12 protein-coding genes are annotated in these 14,857 nt (G+C 35.3%); all 12 read right to left on the minus strand.

Features of this window, described 5'->3' with window-relative positions; translation table 11 throughout:
- Positions 1-23: 23 nt before the first annotated feature.
- The gene (locus ABDV71_RS06025; protein WP_343531514.1) at positions 24-1,229 is read right to left on the minus strand and encodes a glycosyltransferase; all 1,206 of its coding nucleotides are present in this window, start codon (positions 1,227-1,229) and stop codon (positions 24-26) included.
- A complete protein-coding gene (locus ABDV71_RS06030; protein WP_343531515.1) occupies positions 1,229-3,376 on the minus strand; it encodes a polysaccharide pyruvyl transferase family protein in 2,148 nt (715 codons plus the stop codon). Before ABDV71_RS06030 ends, ABDV71_RS06025 begins: the two co-directional genes overlap by 1 nt.
- The gene (locus tag ABDV71_RS06035) at positions 3,369-3,887 is read right to left on the minus strand and encodes an acyltransferase (protein ID WP_343531516.1); all 519 of its coding nucleotides are present in this window, start codon (positions 3,885-3,887) and stop codon (positions 3,369-3,371) included. Before ABDV71_RS06035 ends, ABDV71_RS06030 begins: the two co-directional genes overlap by 8 nt.
- Positions 3,878-5,083, minus strand: a complete 1,206-nt coding sequence (locus ABDV71_RS06040) for a polysaccharide ABC transporter ATP-binding protein (protein ID WP_343531517.1) — start codon at positions 5,081-5,083, stop codon at positions 3,878-3,880. The genes ABDV71_RS06035 and ABDV71_RS06040 overlap by 10 nt, the downstream gene beginning before the upstream one ends.
- Positions 5,076-6,218: an acyltransferase gene (locus ABDV71_RS06045; RefSeq protein ID WP_343531518.1), complete on the minus strand. Its 1,143-nt coding sequence runs from the start codon at positions 6,216-6,218 to the stop codon at positions 5,076-5,078. The genes ABDV71_RS06040 and ABDV71_RS06045 overlap by 8 nt, the downstream gene beginning before the upstream one ends.
- Entirely contained in the window at positions 6,211-7,062 is an 852-nt protein-coding gene (locus tag ABDV71_RS06050) for a glycosyltransferase family 2 protein (protein WP_343531519.1), read from the minus strand. The genes ABDV71_RS06045 and ABDV71_RS06050 overlap by 8 nt, the downstream gene beginning before the upstream one ends.
- Positions 7,062-7,922 carry an ABC transporter permease gene (locus ABDV71_RS06055; protein ID WP_343531520.1) on the minus strand — a complete coding sequence of 287 codons (861 nt, stop codon included), beginning with the start codon at positions 7,920-7,922 and terminating at the stop codon, positions 7,062-7,064. Before ABDV71_RS06055 ends, ABDV71_RS06050 begins: the two co-directional genes overlap by 1 nt.
- Before the next feature lie 29 nt (positions 7,923-7,951).
- Positions 7,952-9,079: a glycosyltransferase family 4 protein gene (locus tag ABDV71_RS06060; RefSeq protein WP_343531521.1), complete on the minus strand. Its 1,128-nt coding sequence runs from the start codon at positions 9,077-9,079 to the stop codon at positions 7,952-7,954.
- The gene (gene asnB, locus ABDV71_RS06065; protein ID WP_343531523.1) at positions 9,063-10,859 is read right to left on the minus strand and encodes an asparagine synthase (glutamine-hydrolyzing); all 1,797 of its coding nucleotides are present in this window, start codon (positions 10,857-10,859) and stop codon (positions 9,063-9,065) included. Before asnB ends, ABDV71_RS06060 begins: the two co-directional genes overlap by 17 nt.
- A 161-nt stretch (positions 10,860-11,020) precedes the next feature.
- A complete protein-coding gene (locus ABDV71_RS06070; protein WP_343531524.1) occupies positions 11,021-11,527 on the minus strand; it encodes a UpxY family transcription antiterminator in 507 nt (168 codons plus the stop codon).
- A 3-nt stretch (positions 11,528-11,530) separates the two neighbouring features.
- Positions 11,531-13,942 (minus strand): polysaccharide biosynthesis tyrosine autokinase, encoded by a 2,412-nt coding sequence (locus ABDV71_RS06075; RefSeq protein WP_343531525.1) that lies wholly within the window; start codon positions 13,940-13,942, stop codon positions 11,531-11,533.
- The gene (locus ABDV71_RS06080) at positions 13,942-14,643 is read right to left on the minus strand and encodes a polysaccharide biosynthesis/export family protein (RefSeq protein WP_343531526.1); all 702 of its coding nucleotides are present in this window, start codon (positions 14,641-14,643) and stop codon (positions 13,942-13,944) included. Before ABDV71_RS06080 ends, ABDV71_RS06075 begins: the two co-directional genes overlap by 1 nt.
- Between the last annotated feature and the right edge of the window lie 214 nt (positions 14,644-14,857).

Here is a 14,857-nt window from a genome sequence, read left to right on the forward strand (position 1 = left end):
ATATATTATAAATAGATATACGGTTAATTTTCATCCATTGAGCCTTTATAAAGTTTGATGTATTTTTGAATGTTTATTTGAGAGAAAATCTGATGTGCTTGATTAGATATTTGATGCCGTGATAGGATAATTTTTTTTTCAATGATATAATCAATTTGTTTTGCCATTTGGTCAACATCGTAAGGTTCTATTGCAAAACCATTAACATTATTTAAAATGTGATCAGTCATACCTCCAATTTTAAAACTAATAATTCCTGTGCCACACAATAAAGCTTCGACCATTGTATTAGGTAAATTGTCTTCTCTAGAAGGTAGTATCAAATATTCACATTCATTGTAAATCTCTCTAAGTCTTTCAGTATCATTAACAGTGCCAATAATATTTACCTTTATTTCTTTTGAAACTGGAATTTCTCCTTTGCCAACTATAAATATGGCAACTTTCTCCTTATGCCTTAGTTTGCTTAATGTAGCTAATGCGAGGTCAAATCCTTTTCTGTGATTATTTACATTCTCGGCAATTAGCAAAAAATTGAGTGAACACCCGCTGTTCTTTGCTGACTTAGAATCCACAAAATAATCTTTCTCATTTATAATGTTTGGGATTACTTCGGCTTTACAGTGAGAGATATTAATCCCACTTTTTAACTGATCAAGCATCCAGTTGTTTAAACAGACGTAGGTTAAGTTCTTTATCTTTTGAATAGCCTCCATTTTTTGTTTATAGGCAAGCTTATTTAGGCCTCCAAAGCTAGGGTTATTAAACTCATCATTTTTATAATGAAATATTCCTTGGATTGGATTCAGATCGTGTAAAGTCCAAACAATCTTTTTATGCTTGAGTTTAGAAAAAAAGGTTTTGTAATTGATAAAGTTTGCTATCCAATGGAGATGAATAACATCTGCATTTTTTATAACTTCAATGTTTTCAATTCTATAATCAGTGTCTGGGAAAGTCACAATTTCATATTCTCCGTTTAGCTGTTTTAGCCTGTGAGCATTGCGGTAAGCCGAGTTTAATCTTATACCAAACTTGTTAAAGACTTTTTCATGGAGCTTTGTTTGGCGTTTTAAAACTGGATGATGATTGTCCACTTGTGGAATCGTAGTATTAGCAAGCGAAATTATATGCGAGTCAATACCTTGATTTAGGAGTTCACGATGTAATCTTAGCGCTGCAATACCAGCTCCGCCATGCAACCAAGTTGTGATATGTACGACTTTCATTAATAAGCGTAATTACTTATAATGTTATCCACCGACAGATAGTTGTTCATCTGATTTTCATCAACTAGATAGTTTTTGATTTTTCCACCCTTGGTATAATCTACAGCTACAAAATTAGTATTAAAGCTGTGTGCAAAAACTACCGAGTGAAATCTCATACAAACGTTCAACTTTGAAGATTGCATGCTTGCACTTATGGATGCAACAGTAGAAAGATACTTGTTGTAGGAAATTGGAATTTCGAAATCATCAAAATATTTTTCTGTAAAGTATCGAGAGAAATCTCGGTCATCATTACCGATTACGAAATTATGCATGTGCTCCAAACGAATTTCATCTACTCGCATTTCAATCGCCTTTTGCTTAATGAAGTTGGCAATGCCTAATTCAAAATCTTTCTTTTTGATTAAGAAATCTTCATAAGATAGATCTCTGGAATATTCATAAGTCCAGTCTCTTAGATAGCAGGAGATAATATTGCGCTGTGGAAATTGCTGATGTAGGTTTTTCAAATATATTTTCGAAGGATCGCCAGAAAGCTTTATTGGTTTATTATTATTTGTCCAGTCCTCAGCAGTTAATTTACTTTTCTCATCTCTTACCATAATTTCATTTGAAAGTGAGAGTATTTTTTTTACAGTGTCTTGGTAACGTTTATCAAATAAGGGGCCAATTCCACAGCCATATACAATATTTGTTTTGTTGTATATCTTACCTAATTGAAAAGCTTTTAATGGTACGGATAAAACTTCCAAATCCATTAAAGGCCCTCCTCCCATTATGATTAAGTCACTACTTTTGCAGGCTGCAATAAATTCTTTTTCCCAAACATCAATCACTGTAGCTGGAATGTCCAGCTCCCTAATAGTTCGTTCGGTGATGAAAGGGTATAAACTTCCGATATATAAATTTATTTTACCAAAATTTTCAGTTAACTCATGAACAATTCCTGCTAAAATAGCCTTATCACCAACAGTTTCAGTGCCATACCAACCAACGATGAAAACAGTTTTATTTTGGTTTAGTTTTTTGAAAGGCCTTACTAGACGATGTATGTTATACCATTTACTGTCTATTTGATACAACTTCGTCCATAGTCTAGTTGCTATTCTAGCTTTTAGTTCGTTGAAAGTTTCCTTATAGTGGTAGTCGTGTATACAAGATTCGCAATTTTCTTTTTTAATTCTTTCCTTTTCTTTGGTATTAGTTTGATAGAGATGTAATGAGCTTTCTTTTAAACCATTACCAATGAAATTTGATTTTGGAGCACAGTATGCTAATTCACCTCTACTACTAACTACTACGCCCTCATTGTGATAAGGACAGCCGATAAGCCTTTTACCACCACCTAGAACATTAATGATACTTTTATAAGTGCGTTGATAGGTTGGATCCGTCTCATAAGTAGCAATAAGTTTGTAAAAAAATAATTGCAGTTGATAAGTTTCATCATCATCGAAATTTCTAATCACATCATATCTGTCATCATTATAAAGTCTTTTAATGAATTCCGCTACTCTGAAACGTCCCGCCTGTTTGGTTTTTTTGAAAAAATGAAGTAATTCTTCTACATCCCACACATTAGCTTTTGAAATTGTAGTTCCTGTTATAACGCTTAAACCTTTCTCCTTAAAATATTTGATAACAGCTAATGCACTTTCGAAATTTCCAAGTCTGCCTCTAACCAAATCATGGACATCTCTATACCCATCTAACGAGACCATTATAGAAAAGCTTTTTTGATGTTTCGCACAAACTTTTATGACTTCCTCGATTCTTTCAATGACTTGCTCTTTTTGGATCGCATTGGTAATAATACTCAGGCCATTTATGTTTGGTAACGCCTGTATAGCCGCATCGTATAATAGATATAAATCTTCTCTCAAAGTTGGTTCTCCACCAGTGATTCCTATATGCTTAACATTTTGGTATAAAGGATCTTTTAATAATAGTTTGAATTGTTCTGGAGTAATTTCATTGTCCTGCTTTTGCTGCCAAATATTACACATAGTACATTTTGAATTACAAATGTCGTTGGCGTTAAAGTTTATTACTTCAGGTAGTTCTTTTGTACGAAATTTTTCTTCATGCCAAACTTTATAGATTTTGTAAAATGGTCTTAATATATTTTTGATTTTTTTAATCATTTTTCTTTTCTTTGATGACCTTAGCAGGAATTCCGACAGCGATAGAATTGTCGGGTATGCTATTTGTCACTACTGCTCCTGCGCCAATAACACAGTTGTTACCAATAGAAACGCCTGATAGTATTGTAACATTTACACCACACCATACGTTATTGCCAATTTTAATACTTTCTGATCTTGCATCGAGGGTGTCTACATCATGAGTTCCCGTATTCAACGTTAAGCAGCCTGCAGCCAGAAAGTTGTCTCCAATTTCTACAAGACTATAATTCCAAATCTTGGTAAAACTACCGATGCGAACATTTTGCCCCAAATTTAAGTTACCCCTTTTTTTTATATATATATGCTTTCCAAATCTATAGGTGCTGAAATTGACAAGCATTAATTTGAGATAGATTTTTCTCAATATTGAATATTGTACTCCATTTTCAGAAAGTAAATCGAACTCAATATTGGCTAAAGTATTTGCTATGCTTATCAGGCAAGATATAATGAACCGTTTTATTGCCATCTTAAAAAATCTGGAGTTAATATACCTTTCCAAGAAAGTCCTTTGCTAGCAATTAGACCATCATATTCATGTTTAAAAAACAAAGCATCTTCAATTTTTTCAAATAGCATATTATATCTGTTTCCTAGTGCAATAGTAATATAGTAGTCGCCAGAGCTTAACAAGTTTTTAGGAAACTCAATTTTTCTTGAACCTTTTCCTTTTTGACTGCAAACCTCGTCTGTTCCGTGAACTATAATGTCTCCACTCGCATTTCTAATTAGAACAGTGGCAACTAAATCTGAGTTTATCTCATTTGCTATTTGTAGAACGATATTGATTTTTTCATTGATAGTAACGGAAGCCCTTTCAAAATAGGGTGTATCTTTACACCCATTAGCGATATAGTTTGAGTTTCTTTGAATATTTTCCGAGTTGTAATATGCTATTCCTTTATTAACATCGCCGTCAAAAGAGATTCTACCTTGATTTAGAATTATAGTACTCGAGCAAAGCGTTTTGATAGCGGCCATATTATGGCTTACAAACAGTACCGTTCTGCCTTCACCTTTACTCACTTCCCCCATTTTACCTAGGCATTTCTTCTGAAATTCCGCGTCACCTACAGCCAATACCTCATCTACAATGAGAATTTCACTTTCTAAATGGGCAGCGACAGCAAAAGCTAAGCGTACGTACATTCCGCTCGAATAACGTTTTACAGGCGTATCGATGTAGCGCTCTACACCAGCAAAGTCTACAATTTCATCAAACTTGCGGATAATTTCTTTTTTACGCATACCTAAAATGGCACCGTTTAAGTAAATGTTTTCACGTCCGGTTAGCTCTGGGTGGAAACCAGTACCTACTTCTAATAAGGAAGCAATCCGACCTCTACCAGTAATGCGACCAGAAGTAGGAGAGGTCACACGGCTTAAAACCTTAAGTAAAGTACTTTTGCCTGCGCCGTTACGTCCAATAATGCCTACCGCATCACCTTGTTCAATTTCGAAGTTAATATCTTTTAAAGACCATACGATATCGGAACTGCCTTTCGCTGTACGGTCGTTGGTTTCTCCGATACGTAAGAAGGGATCTTCTTTACCTCTGATGCGGGCATACCAACGTTCCAAGTCGCGGCTAATGGTGCCTGTGCCAATTTCGCCTAGTTGATAGGCTTTAGACAAATTTTCGGCTTTTATTGCGATGTTAGACATTCTTAAATGAAAATCTTTGTTTTAATTTTAGGAATGGTTTTTCAAGGTAGTGGTAAGAAAGGTAAGCAACTATGCCAATTACCACGAGATTAAAAGGGAAGAAAAAATACTCACTCCAAGCAGCATAAGTCTTATAAGGAATTAGAAATAGTTGTTGCCAAATGTAAATGCTATAAGAAAGAATTCCTATGCTTATTACTATGCTAGTATTTAATATTTTATATACAGCGGTGTTTTTTAAGATACTAAATAGTATCATGTAAGCAATACAAGTATTTAAAATAAAGTCACCTGCGGGTAGAAGAATAATACCAAATTTGCCATGATATTGGGCTATATTGATTAGGAATGTTAATATTATTGAAATAATAAAAATATTTCTCGTCAAGTATTTTTTAACATTAAATCCATAAAAATTCTTTGCCCATAATATTGACAAAATAGCTCCTATAAAAATTGCAGCGGCATGCTTAAAAAATGGTTGAAGTGTTATGACAATAAACTTTGGATTTAAATAGGCCAACACATTAATAAATGGAATTAAGATTATAAGAATTAAGCAAAAACTTAATTTCTTGTTTACGTACTTAAATATAAATGGCCAAATCAAATAAAATTGCTCTTCAACAGCAAGGCTCCAAGTATGTCCTAATATCCAGGTTCCAGGTAAAAAATTGAAATTATTTATATAAAGAAATGGTCCAATAAAATGTGAAAGGGTTAAATTAAACTCAAATAGTTGATTTAATATAGCGACAATTATTAAATATGCCCACAATACCGGTACAATACGTAAAATGCGCCTAATGAAGAAATTGGTAATATTTATTTTCCCGGTTTTCTTCTTTTCTTTAATTAATAATGTGGTAATTAGAAATCCGCTAAGTACAAAGAATATTCTTACACCGAATTCGGCAAAGATGATGTTGTCCAATATCTTGTAGGCCATTCCTGTTGGTTGAAGTGTTTTTTTTAAATGCCCAATTATAACCAGTAATATAGCAATGGCACGCCAACCATTTAATGACGGAATTGTTTTATATGCTAGTAGCAGTTCACTATAAGGTTTAATATGTGTTTCATCTAGTTGATAGGCTTTGGACAAATTTTCTGCTTTTATAGCTATGTTAGGCATTGGTGAACAAATATTTAATGTCGAGCTTGCGCTGCTCTTGATATTGACTGAAAAGCGTCGTTTTTATGGATTTAGATTTTCCACTAAAATTTTTGATAAGCTTTTGCAACTTTAGCCAAATTCTAGCAGTTAATCCGAATGGTTTGTTAATATAAAGGTAGCGGTCTAGGTGCTCTTGATATTGACTTTTGATGATTTGCAAGCGTTCCTTTTTACAAAATAAATAGTCCGTAGAAAGGCCATTCAGTAAATAATTACTTAAAATCAATTGATTGACATGCTGAAAACTATAATTTTTTTTGATGGCTTTTAGAAAAAATGACCAATCGGAAACCAAGCGATAGTTCTCATCATAAAGACCTATCTTATCAAATAACTGTTTGCTTATCACTGTAGATTGATGACATAAACCGCTGTGTAAAAAGTAATCGAGATTTAATTCCCTCGGATATTCGTAGGTATAGGCTTTTTTCTGTATCTCATCTACGAAAAGCACATTGGCATAATAAACGTCTTTTTCAGGATAAGTTTGTAAATATGTGATTAAGTCACTTATGATGTGATTACCATTAAGAGTATCTCCGCTGTTTAGAAATAACAAATATTTCCCATTAGCCAATTTAATGCCTTTGTTCATGGCTTGATAAATGCCATTATCTTTTTCGGAAATAAACGTGGAAATATACTTTTGATATTTGTGCAATAGTGAAACACTTTGATCGGTAGAACCTCCATCAATTACCAAATATTCAAATTGGGCATCTTTTTGTGCGGCCACGCTGGCAATGGTTGCTTCCAATCCCTTGGCGTTGTTTAAGTTGATGGTAATAATGGTGAGCAGCATTAAACAGTATCTACAAAATTCTTTTCTACCTTATTAAATACAACAATGCCCACTAGTAGAACTCCTATGGTGATGCCCGTTGTGTAACCTAGAGCTCCCCAACTAAAAGTGCCATTGCCCAGAAACCCATACCTGAAGGTTTCTATTAGCGGTGTCATTGGGTTATACTCAATGATCCAAGCATAATTTGAGTAGTTTTCTATTGCTGTACTTAAGGGGTAAATTACCGTAGTAGCATACATCAATAGTTGTACACCAAAAGTTACCAAAAAAGCCAAGTCACGATATTTGGTGGTCATTGCTGAGATGAGCATTCCCAAACCCAAACCAAATAAAGCCATTAATAGTACCACTAATGGGAATAAACTGATTGCCCAGGTGACATTAAAACTAGTTGGGTTAACAACATAATAATAACCCATTACCAATAGGAATAACAAAAATTGTACACCAAACCTCACCAAATTACTCACTACAATACTGAGCGGCATAATTAAACGGGGGAAATATACTTTTCCAAAAATATTGGCGTTATCTTTAAATACAGTAGAAGTTTTGGTAAGGCAATCGGCAAAATAATTCCAAGCGGTAATACCAGCCATATAAAATAGGGGTTGGGGTAGACCGTCGGTGCTAATACCAGCCAAATTGCCAAAAACAAAAGTGAAAATTAAAGTGGTTAAAAGAGGTTGTATAAAAAACCAGAGAGGTCCTAAAATGGTTTGTTTGTAAAAGGAAACAAAATCTCTGCGTACCAAAAGCCAAAGTAAATCTCTGTAGGCCCAAGTATCTTTTAGCTTGAGGTCTAGCAATGAGTTTTGGGGCTCTATGCTCCAGTCGTGTGTTTGCTGGTTGTTCATTAATTTAGGTATATGAGCTAATGATATACTTAATTCGTGATGGGACTGCTTAATAGTTGCTTTAGTTGGCTAAGGTAGTTGTCAAAACCAAAGTTTTCAATAGTAATTTGCTGTTGCAGTTCAGGTTGATGACTTTTATTAGCGAGTGCATCTTGAATAGCTGTTAAGATTTCAGTTTCATCGTTTGGGTTAATTAACCGTCCCAATCGGCCATTTAACAATGCGTCTGTACTGCCATCAACATTTCCGCCTATAATTTTGCAACCATGTGCGGCCGCTTCAATAAATACAATACCGAAACCTTCACCTTTGCTTGGCATAACAAACAAATCACTCAGCAAAAAATGTGGTGTCAATTCTTCTTCGGGTAAATAGCCAATCAATTTAACTTCGTTAACAAGCTCGTTTTCTTCAATTAATTTGGTTAATCTTAAGCGTTCAGTATCATCGGCCTTGCCCGCTAAAAGGTAAGTGAAAGCTTTGCCTTGTTGTTTTAGTTTGCTAAGAGCAATAATGACTTTATCGTAACCTTTATATTTCTCAGAGGCGGACAAGCGATTTAGCGTAAAGATTATCGGTGTATTTTCAGCCAACTTATATTTTTTTACCAAATCCTGTGGTTTCTCAAAGGTTTTAGTGAGATTAATAAAAGGGGATAAACAGTTATTGAGCACTTTTATTTTCTGGGGAGCAATGCGATGCTGCATTGTCATTTTATCTTTAGTATAATTGCTAACGGCCCAAATCTGTACTTTTTCCTGAAGGAACCTTGTTTTCCATTTTGGCAGCTTGTCCCAAACTTCTATACCGTGGGCAAGCATGATAATTTTTTGTTTGGGTTTAATGGTGGTAATTAGCTTAGCTACTGGTAACAAATTAATGTGTGATAAGATAACTGTCTGACTTTTAATGCCTTTTAAAAAGCTGGCTATAACAAAAGCTAATTTAGCCCCCTTGAATGCTCTGTATTTCTTAGTAGAGATGTAGCGTACGTCAGTATCTTTTCCATCGTCGTGCATGGAATAGCTAGACCAGATTAAATCGGGAAATAGTTTGCCTAAAGCATAAATAAATTTTCTGCTTACTTTCTCTACACCTCCAGTTAAACTGAAAGCATAAAGGTTCAGAAACAATATTTCGTTAGACTTTTTGGGCACGATGAAATACTTGGTAAACCGCAAAAAGTTTTGACCAATGCAGTTTATTATTCTTAAATTGTTTTAACAAGGTTAATGCCTGTTCGTTATGATGATAATGTCCTTCGTTAAGCATAGGTTGATAGCTTTTAAACCATTGTTGAAAAGGAAAAGTAAAACCTTTTTTGGGACGGTTCCAAATCGCTTCTGGCAGTATCTTTTGATAAGCTTTGATCAATAACGATTTGGGTTGCCCATTAAACCTTGCATTTTTGGGTAGGGCTAATGTTTCGGCCACTAAATCTTGATCCAAAAAAGGAACACGTACTTCTACGCCGTGAGCCATACTCATATAATCAGTATCTTTAAGCAACTGATTTTGCATGTAAACATTGGTCTCAAACCAAGACACTCTGTCTTCGTTACTTAACTGCTCAACTTCCTTGTTTAAAGGATAATTGGCCAATAATTCCTCTATTTTCTTTTCTGGCACGTTAAGCAGTTTACTTACCACATTGGGCGTATAAAAGCCTCTTAAAAACAGATATTCTCCGATTGGATTTTGATAAGCTAAAAAACTGATGCGCTTAATTTTATCTGAAGGAAGGTGTTTCATCATCTTTAATAGAAAGCGAGGAGCTTTTTTCAATTGTTTAATCAATTGGTATCTTTTGAAAGATGGATAGCCACCAAAAAGTTCATCGGCACCAATACCGGAAAGCACTGCTTTTAATCCATTCTCTTTAGCCACTTTATTTACAAACCATGAATTTACCCCATCATTGGATGGTTGGTCCATGTCGCTAAAAATTTGCTCAATGTTTTCTTCGAAATCTTTAGCGCTTACCGTATAGCTAATATGTTTGCTATTGATTTGCTTGGCGATGATGTCTTGATATTCTTGTTCAGAAAACTCAGGCTCGTTGAAGTTGATACTTACGGTATTGATAACCTGTTTTGTTTGTTCGCTAGCAATTAGGCTTAACAAACTACTATCAATTCCTCCACTTAAAAATACACCAATAGGTGCATCGGCAATAAGATGCCTTTTAACAGATTGATCTAATTTTGTTTTGATTTCCTCTTGGGCTATTTGCAGTTCTACTTTTTTTTGGAGTGGGTAATCACCCGCAAATTTTTGTATAGTGCAATTTTGGTTCTGATGATTCCAAGTTAAAAAGTGACCCTTTGGTAAGTTTTGAACTCCCTCAAGGGTGGTATAGGGCTCTGGAATAAAACCAAATGAAAGAAAATATATAGGCCAATCAGTATTGCTTTTCCAATGTTTATCGAAGGCTGTAAATGCTTTTACTTCCGAAGCGAAATATAGCTCATTATCTTTAAGCGAGTAGTACAGCGGTTTTATGCCTAGCTCATCTCTTACCAAAAATGTTTGCTTTTTCTTCTGATCCAGTAGGGCAAAGGCAAACATGCCTTTTAGTTGTTTGAAAAAGCTTACACCGTAAACTTGGTAACCTGCAAGGATCACCTCAGTGTCGGTTTCACTGTTAAAACCGAAACCTTTGCTAATCAAATCTGCTTTCAGTTCCAGATAATTATAGATTTCGCCATTAAAGGTAATCCAGAGCTCATTTTGATAAGGCATTGGTTGTTTGCCGTTTTCGCTCAGGTCTATAAGGGATAACCTTCTGTGACCAAAGGATAGGTTGAAATTAGGCAGGAGTAAATAGTTATAGCCATCGGGGCCGCCTTTGTGCATGATATTACACATGCGCTGTATACCTTCCTCTATTTCCTTTGTATTTAGCTTTTGGCTAATGATACCAGCTATACGGCACATTTGTATTCTTAGTACGTTAAATGATTGATTTTCTTATCCACAGCTTCGCCCTTTCAGTCCCATTTTGGGGCCTAACGCGAATAATCAATGAGGTAAATTGGCATTGATCAATATTTCTATCTTCAAATTAGCTAATCGTTACATCAGCTAATCTTTTCAATTTATTTTAAAGGCTCAATATAAGCCATTGAGGTTTTTACTTCTAAGGCGTAGCCTAGGTTTTCTAGTTTTAATACCAGGCTCTTTTTATTTTCTATGGCAACCAATTCAGCAATCATGCCTTTGAACGGACCTGCGTTTACCAACACTCTTTCACCGGGCATTACTTCATGTTCAATGAGCTGCAAGTCTTCACCAGAAGTAAGCAGAAGCTTTAAATCTTCCATCTGCTTATCGGGCATTACGGCAATTTTATTTGAAAAGTAGAGGAAACGGCTAATGCCTTGAGTCATCAGCACTTCTGCGTGCTCTTTGTTTGATATGCGAACAAAAACGTAGGACTTGAACAATGGTTCTTCTACTAATTTTTTACGGTCGCTCCATTGACGCCATTCTTTTTTTAGGGGTAAATAGGCTTCAATCCCTTTTCTTTGTAGTTCTTGATAAGCCTTTTTCTCTGCCCTAGAATTCGTATACACCGGATACCATCTGTACAAATTGTCAATCATTTTCTATTTCCTTTTCCAAAACTCCCACCATCTTTTTGTTGCACCATCACTATAGTAGCCGTTACCATACCCAGTGTTCGAATAATCTGAATAATAGTAATAATTGGCGTAATAGCTACCGGTGTAATTGGTAGTGTAGTATCTGCTATGCAGAATATCGTTGTCGAAAGCGTTTAAGATGATTGCGATATTAGATAAATTAAATTCTTTAGAAAGACGCTCAGGTACGGAAGCCGCCTGATAACGAGATACGCCGGAGCGGATCACAAATAAATTCACATCAGCCATTCTGATTAACGGAATGGCATCAGAAACCAAACCCACAGGAGCGGAATCGACAATTACAAAATCATAAGATTGAGTAAGTAATTCTAAAAGCGCTTTCATTTTGTCTGAATACAATAGTTCTGATGGGTTTGGAGGCACTGGACCAGCAGGGATAAAGGTAAGATTTTCTACTTCGGTATCAAAAGTGATTTCTGTGAGCTCTGCTTGGTTGGATAAATACGAGCTCAAACCTTTTAGATTACTTGTTTTAAAAGTATGGTGTAACTTTGAACGTCTTAAATCGGCAGCAATTACAATCACCTTTTTATCAATTAAACTTAATGTACTTGCTAGGTTTACCGTGGTGAACGATTTCCCTTCGCCTGAAATTTCAGAAGTAATGCAAACCACTTTGCTCTGTTTTTCGGCAGCCAAAAAACTAAGATTGGTCCTTACCGATCTTACTGATTCCGCAAATAAAGACTTTGGATTCTTAATAGATAAAATCTGACGATTGTCTTCGTCTATGGCATCCTGATATTTTCTAATAACTCCAATAATAGGAATAGTAGTAAGGTTTTCAATAGTCTCTTTATCGTAGATATACGGATTGAGCATTCTTACCAAGAATATCAAACCAATACCAGCCACAAGCCCTATCATTAGTGCGCTGATATAGGTTTTCTTATGAACTGGAGCTATTGCGTTGGTGTTATATAACGCAAAATCTACAATAGTGGCACCAGGGGTAACGGCTGCTTTACTGATTTGGGCCTCTAGTTTCTTTTCGGATAAGTAACTATATACTTTTTGATTGATGGCAAAGTTGGATTGTAAATTAATAAGATCTCGTTCAGCCTTTGGGATAGAGTTGAAAGTTTGCTTGATGGAGGCAATTTGCTGATCCAAAAAGGTAATGGTTTTATTGTTTTTTTGTCTTTGACTATTGGCATTGCTAACAAAAGCGGCTTTGATGTCCAATATCTGTTTGTCTATTTGTTGTATAACATCAGAACTGGCTTTATAAGTTACTAAGGCCTCTTCTCTTTTTAAAAGCAAACTGTTGTATTGCGATAAAAGAGAAGCCAACATTGGGTCGGTAATCCCCTGTAAATTGTAGTTGATTGCATTTAAGTTTTTATTGCCTACAATTTCTTTTTCCAGTTGGTTAATGAAGATACCTTGTAAGTTAAGGGTGTTTTTTTCGGTTTCAAGATCGGTCAATTTCTTCATTACATCTTGCCCTGTTGCCGAAATATCCAACACTTTATTAGCTACTTTAAACTGCTCCAATTCAGAGCCAGATGATTTTACCACCTTGGACATGTTTTGTTGCAAAGTGTCAATAAACCTGATGGTTTGGGTAGCCGAAATGGTTTTTTGACTACGATCATAATTCACGTATGAACGTAGAATGGCATTTAAAATGTCTGTGGCAAAATAAGGATTAATATCAGTTTGAGATAAAGAAAGGATATTAGTACCCTTAGTCTCGCTCATATTTAAACCAGAAACAATGCGGCCTAAAAAACTACTTTTGGAATTAAATCTAAAACAGTAAATCGAATTGCTGTTTTTATTAAAAGTGCTGTTGTTAATTTTGAACTTGATGCCTTGAGCAGTAATGATTTGTCCAATATTAAAGGTTTTGGCAATTTCTTGCCCGTTTTCATGGTAGCTTAATTTAAACGAGTTAGCATCTTGGGCCTCGTATTCAAAAAGGTCCTTTGTAAATTTTACAGAGTCTTGTTCAATAATAGCGATGTCTAAAGGCTTTTGGGGATAGATATCAGAGGTTCTAACACGACCTTTTAGATAGAAGGAAATTTTATAATCTAATTCATTTACGGCATTTAATAATACTTCTCTTGAGCGAATAACGAATTGTTCCGATTGCATTTTGTTGGTGCGGTCATAAGCAGTTCTTACGTTAAGCAATTCAGAAATTTCTGATTTTTTTTCCTCGAATTTTAAAGAAGCATTTGTGCTAAAAGTTTCAGGCGTGTACCATAAATAAATATAAGCGGCAATTAAGGAGATGATCGCAGTACATGCGATCCAATACCACCTGCTCAGTACAATCTTTACTATTTTAACATAGTCTATATCTTGCTGCACATTTGCGCTCCCCGCGACTTGTTGTTCCATTATTTGGTGATACTATAGATTAATAATAAAGTATTGACAATGACAAAACCCACCTGTATGAAAGTGGAATAGGCTTGGAATTTTTGGCTACTTACTGCTGCCCTACGTGGCTCTATATAAATGATATCTTTGGATTGAAGCCTCAATTTAGGGTCTTTTAGGAAGTTGTAGTCATTAAGGTTAACCATAATGATTTCAGGATTTGCCCTTTCGCCCCTAAAAATGCGTAGCATTTTATTGTTGGCGTTTGGTGTTAGTCCTCCAGCATCTGCCAAAAGGTCAATGAGTTGATAATCTTCACGTTCAATAAGGTATTTGCCTTGTCTATCGACTTCACCAAGCATGACTACATAGGCATTGGCGATGCGTACGTCTATCAATGGCGCATTAAGTTCTTTAGCTTCATAGGCTTTTTGGATAGCCTGGGCCGCTTGGCTACGATTTAAGCCCGCAACTTTGATAGCGCCTATTTTGGGTAGTACAATTTCGCCATTGGCGTCTACTTTAAAAGTGGTGTAAGTATTCGCTGTATTATTGTTTGTCCCTTCTGGAAGCTTTACAATTAGGCTCATATCTTGCACGTTTCTAATGGCAAGCTCGTCCTCCGGTTTAATGAGGTTATAATAACCTGGATTTTCAGCATTACTGTTAATTACTCTAACTGTTTTAACCGTATCTGCATCATACGGTGTTTTTAGCAAAGCTTGTCTACCTTTAAAGGAGCAAGAGCTTAAGAAAAAGACGGCAAAACCAATAAATATGAGAGTTGTTATTAAGGGTAATCTATTGTAGTTCATTTGTTTGAATGAAGGTGCAAATTACAACTTTTTGTTGTTAGTCAACAATAAAATGAAAAAAACAACAACCTGTTGTTTTAAAAAAAATATGTGGTTTTAGTTATATGAGTTTTTTATG

Source organism: Pedobacter sp. (assembly GCF_039594775.1).
Classification (GTDB): domain Bacteria; phylum Bacteroidota; class Bacteroidia; order Sphingobacteriales; family Sphingobacteriaceae; genus Pedobacter.

Excerpts from the sequence above, each read along its gene's own strand:
- ABDV71_RS06050 (WP_343531519.1), bottom strand. The coding sequence starts at position 7,062 with ATGCTGCTCACCATTATTACCATCAACTTAAACAACGCCAAGGGATTG.
- ABDV71_RS06045 (WP_343531518.1), bottom strand. The coding sequence starts at position 6,218 with ATGCCTAACATAGCTATAAAAGCAGAAAATTTGTCCAAAGCCTATCAA.
- ABDV71_RS06030 (WP_343531515.1), bottom strand. The coding sequence starts at position 3,376 with ATGATTAAAAAAATCAAAAATATATTAAGACCATTTTACAAAATCTAT.
- ABDV71_RS06025 (WP_343531514.1), bottom strand. The coding sequence starts at position 1,229 with ATGAAAGTCGTACATATCACAACTTGGTTGCATGGCGGAGCTGGTATT.
- ABDV71_RS06035 (WP_343531516.1), bottom strand. The coding sequence starts at position 3,887 with ATGGCAATAAAACGGTTCATTATATCTTGCCTGATAAGCATAGCAAAT.
- ABDV71_RS06055 (WP_343531520.1), bottom strand. The coding sequence starts at position 7,922 with ATGAACAACCAGCAAACACACGACTGGAGCATAGAGCCCCAAAACTCA.
- ABDV71_RS06070 (WP_343531524.1), bottom strand. The coding sequence starts at position 11,527 with ATGATTGACAATTTGTACAGATGGTATCCGGTGTATACGAATTCTAGG.
- ABDV71_RS06040 (WP_343531517.1), bottom strand. The coding sequence starts at position 5,083 with ATGTCTAACATCGCAATAAAAGCCGAAAATTTGTCTAAAGCCTATCAA.
- asnB (WP_343531523.1), bottom strand. The coding sequence starts at position 10,859 with ATGTGCCGTATAGCTGGTATCATTAGCCAAAAGCTAAATACAAAGGAA.
- ABDV71_RS06075 (WP_343531525.1), bottom strand. The coding sequence starts at position 13,942 with ATGGAACAACAAGTCGCGGGGAGCGCAAATGTGCAGCAAGATATAGAC.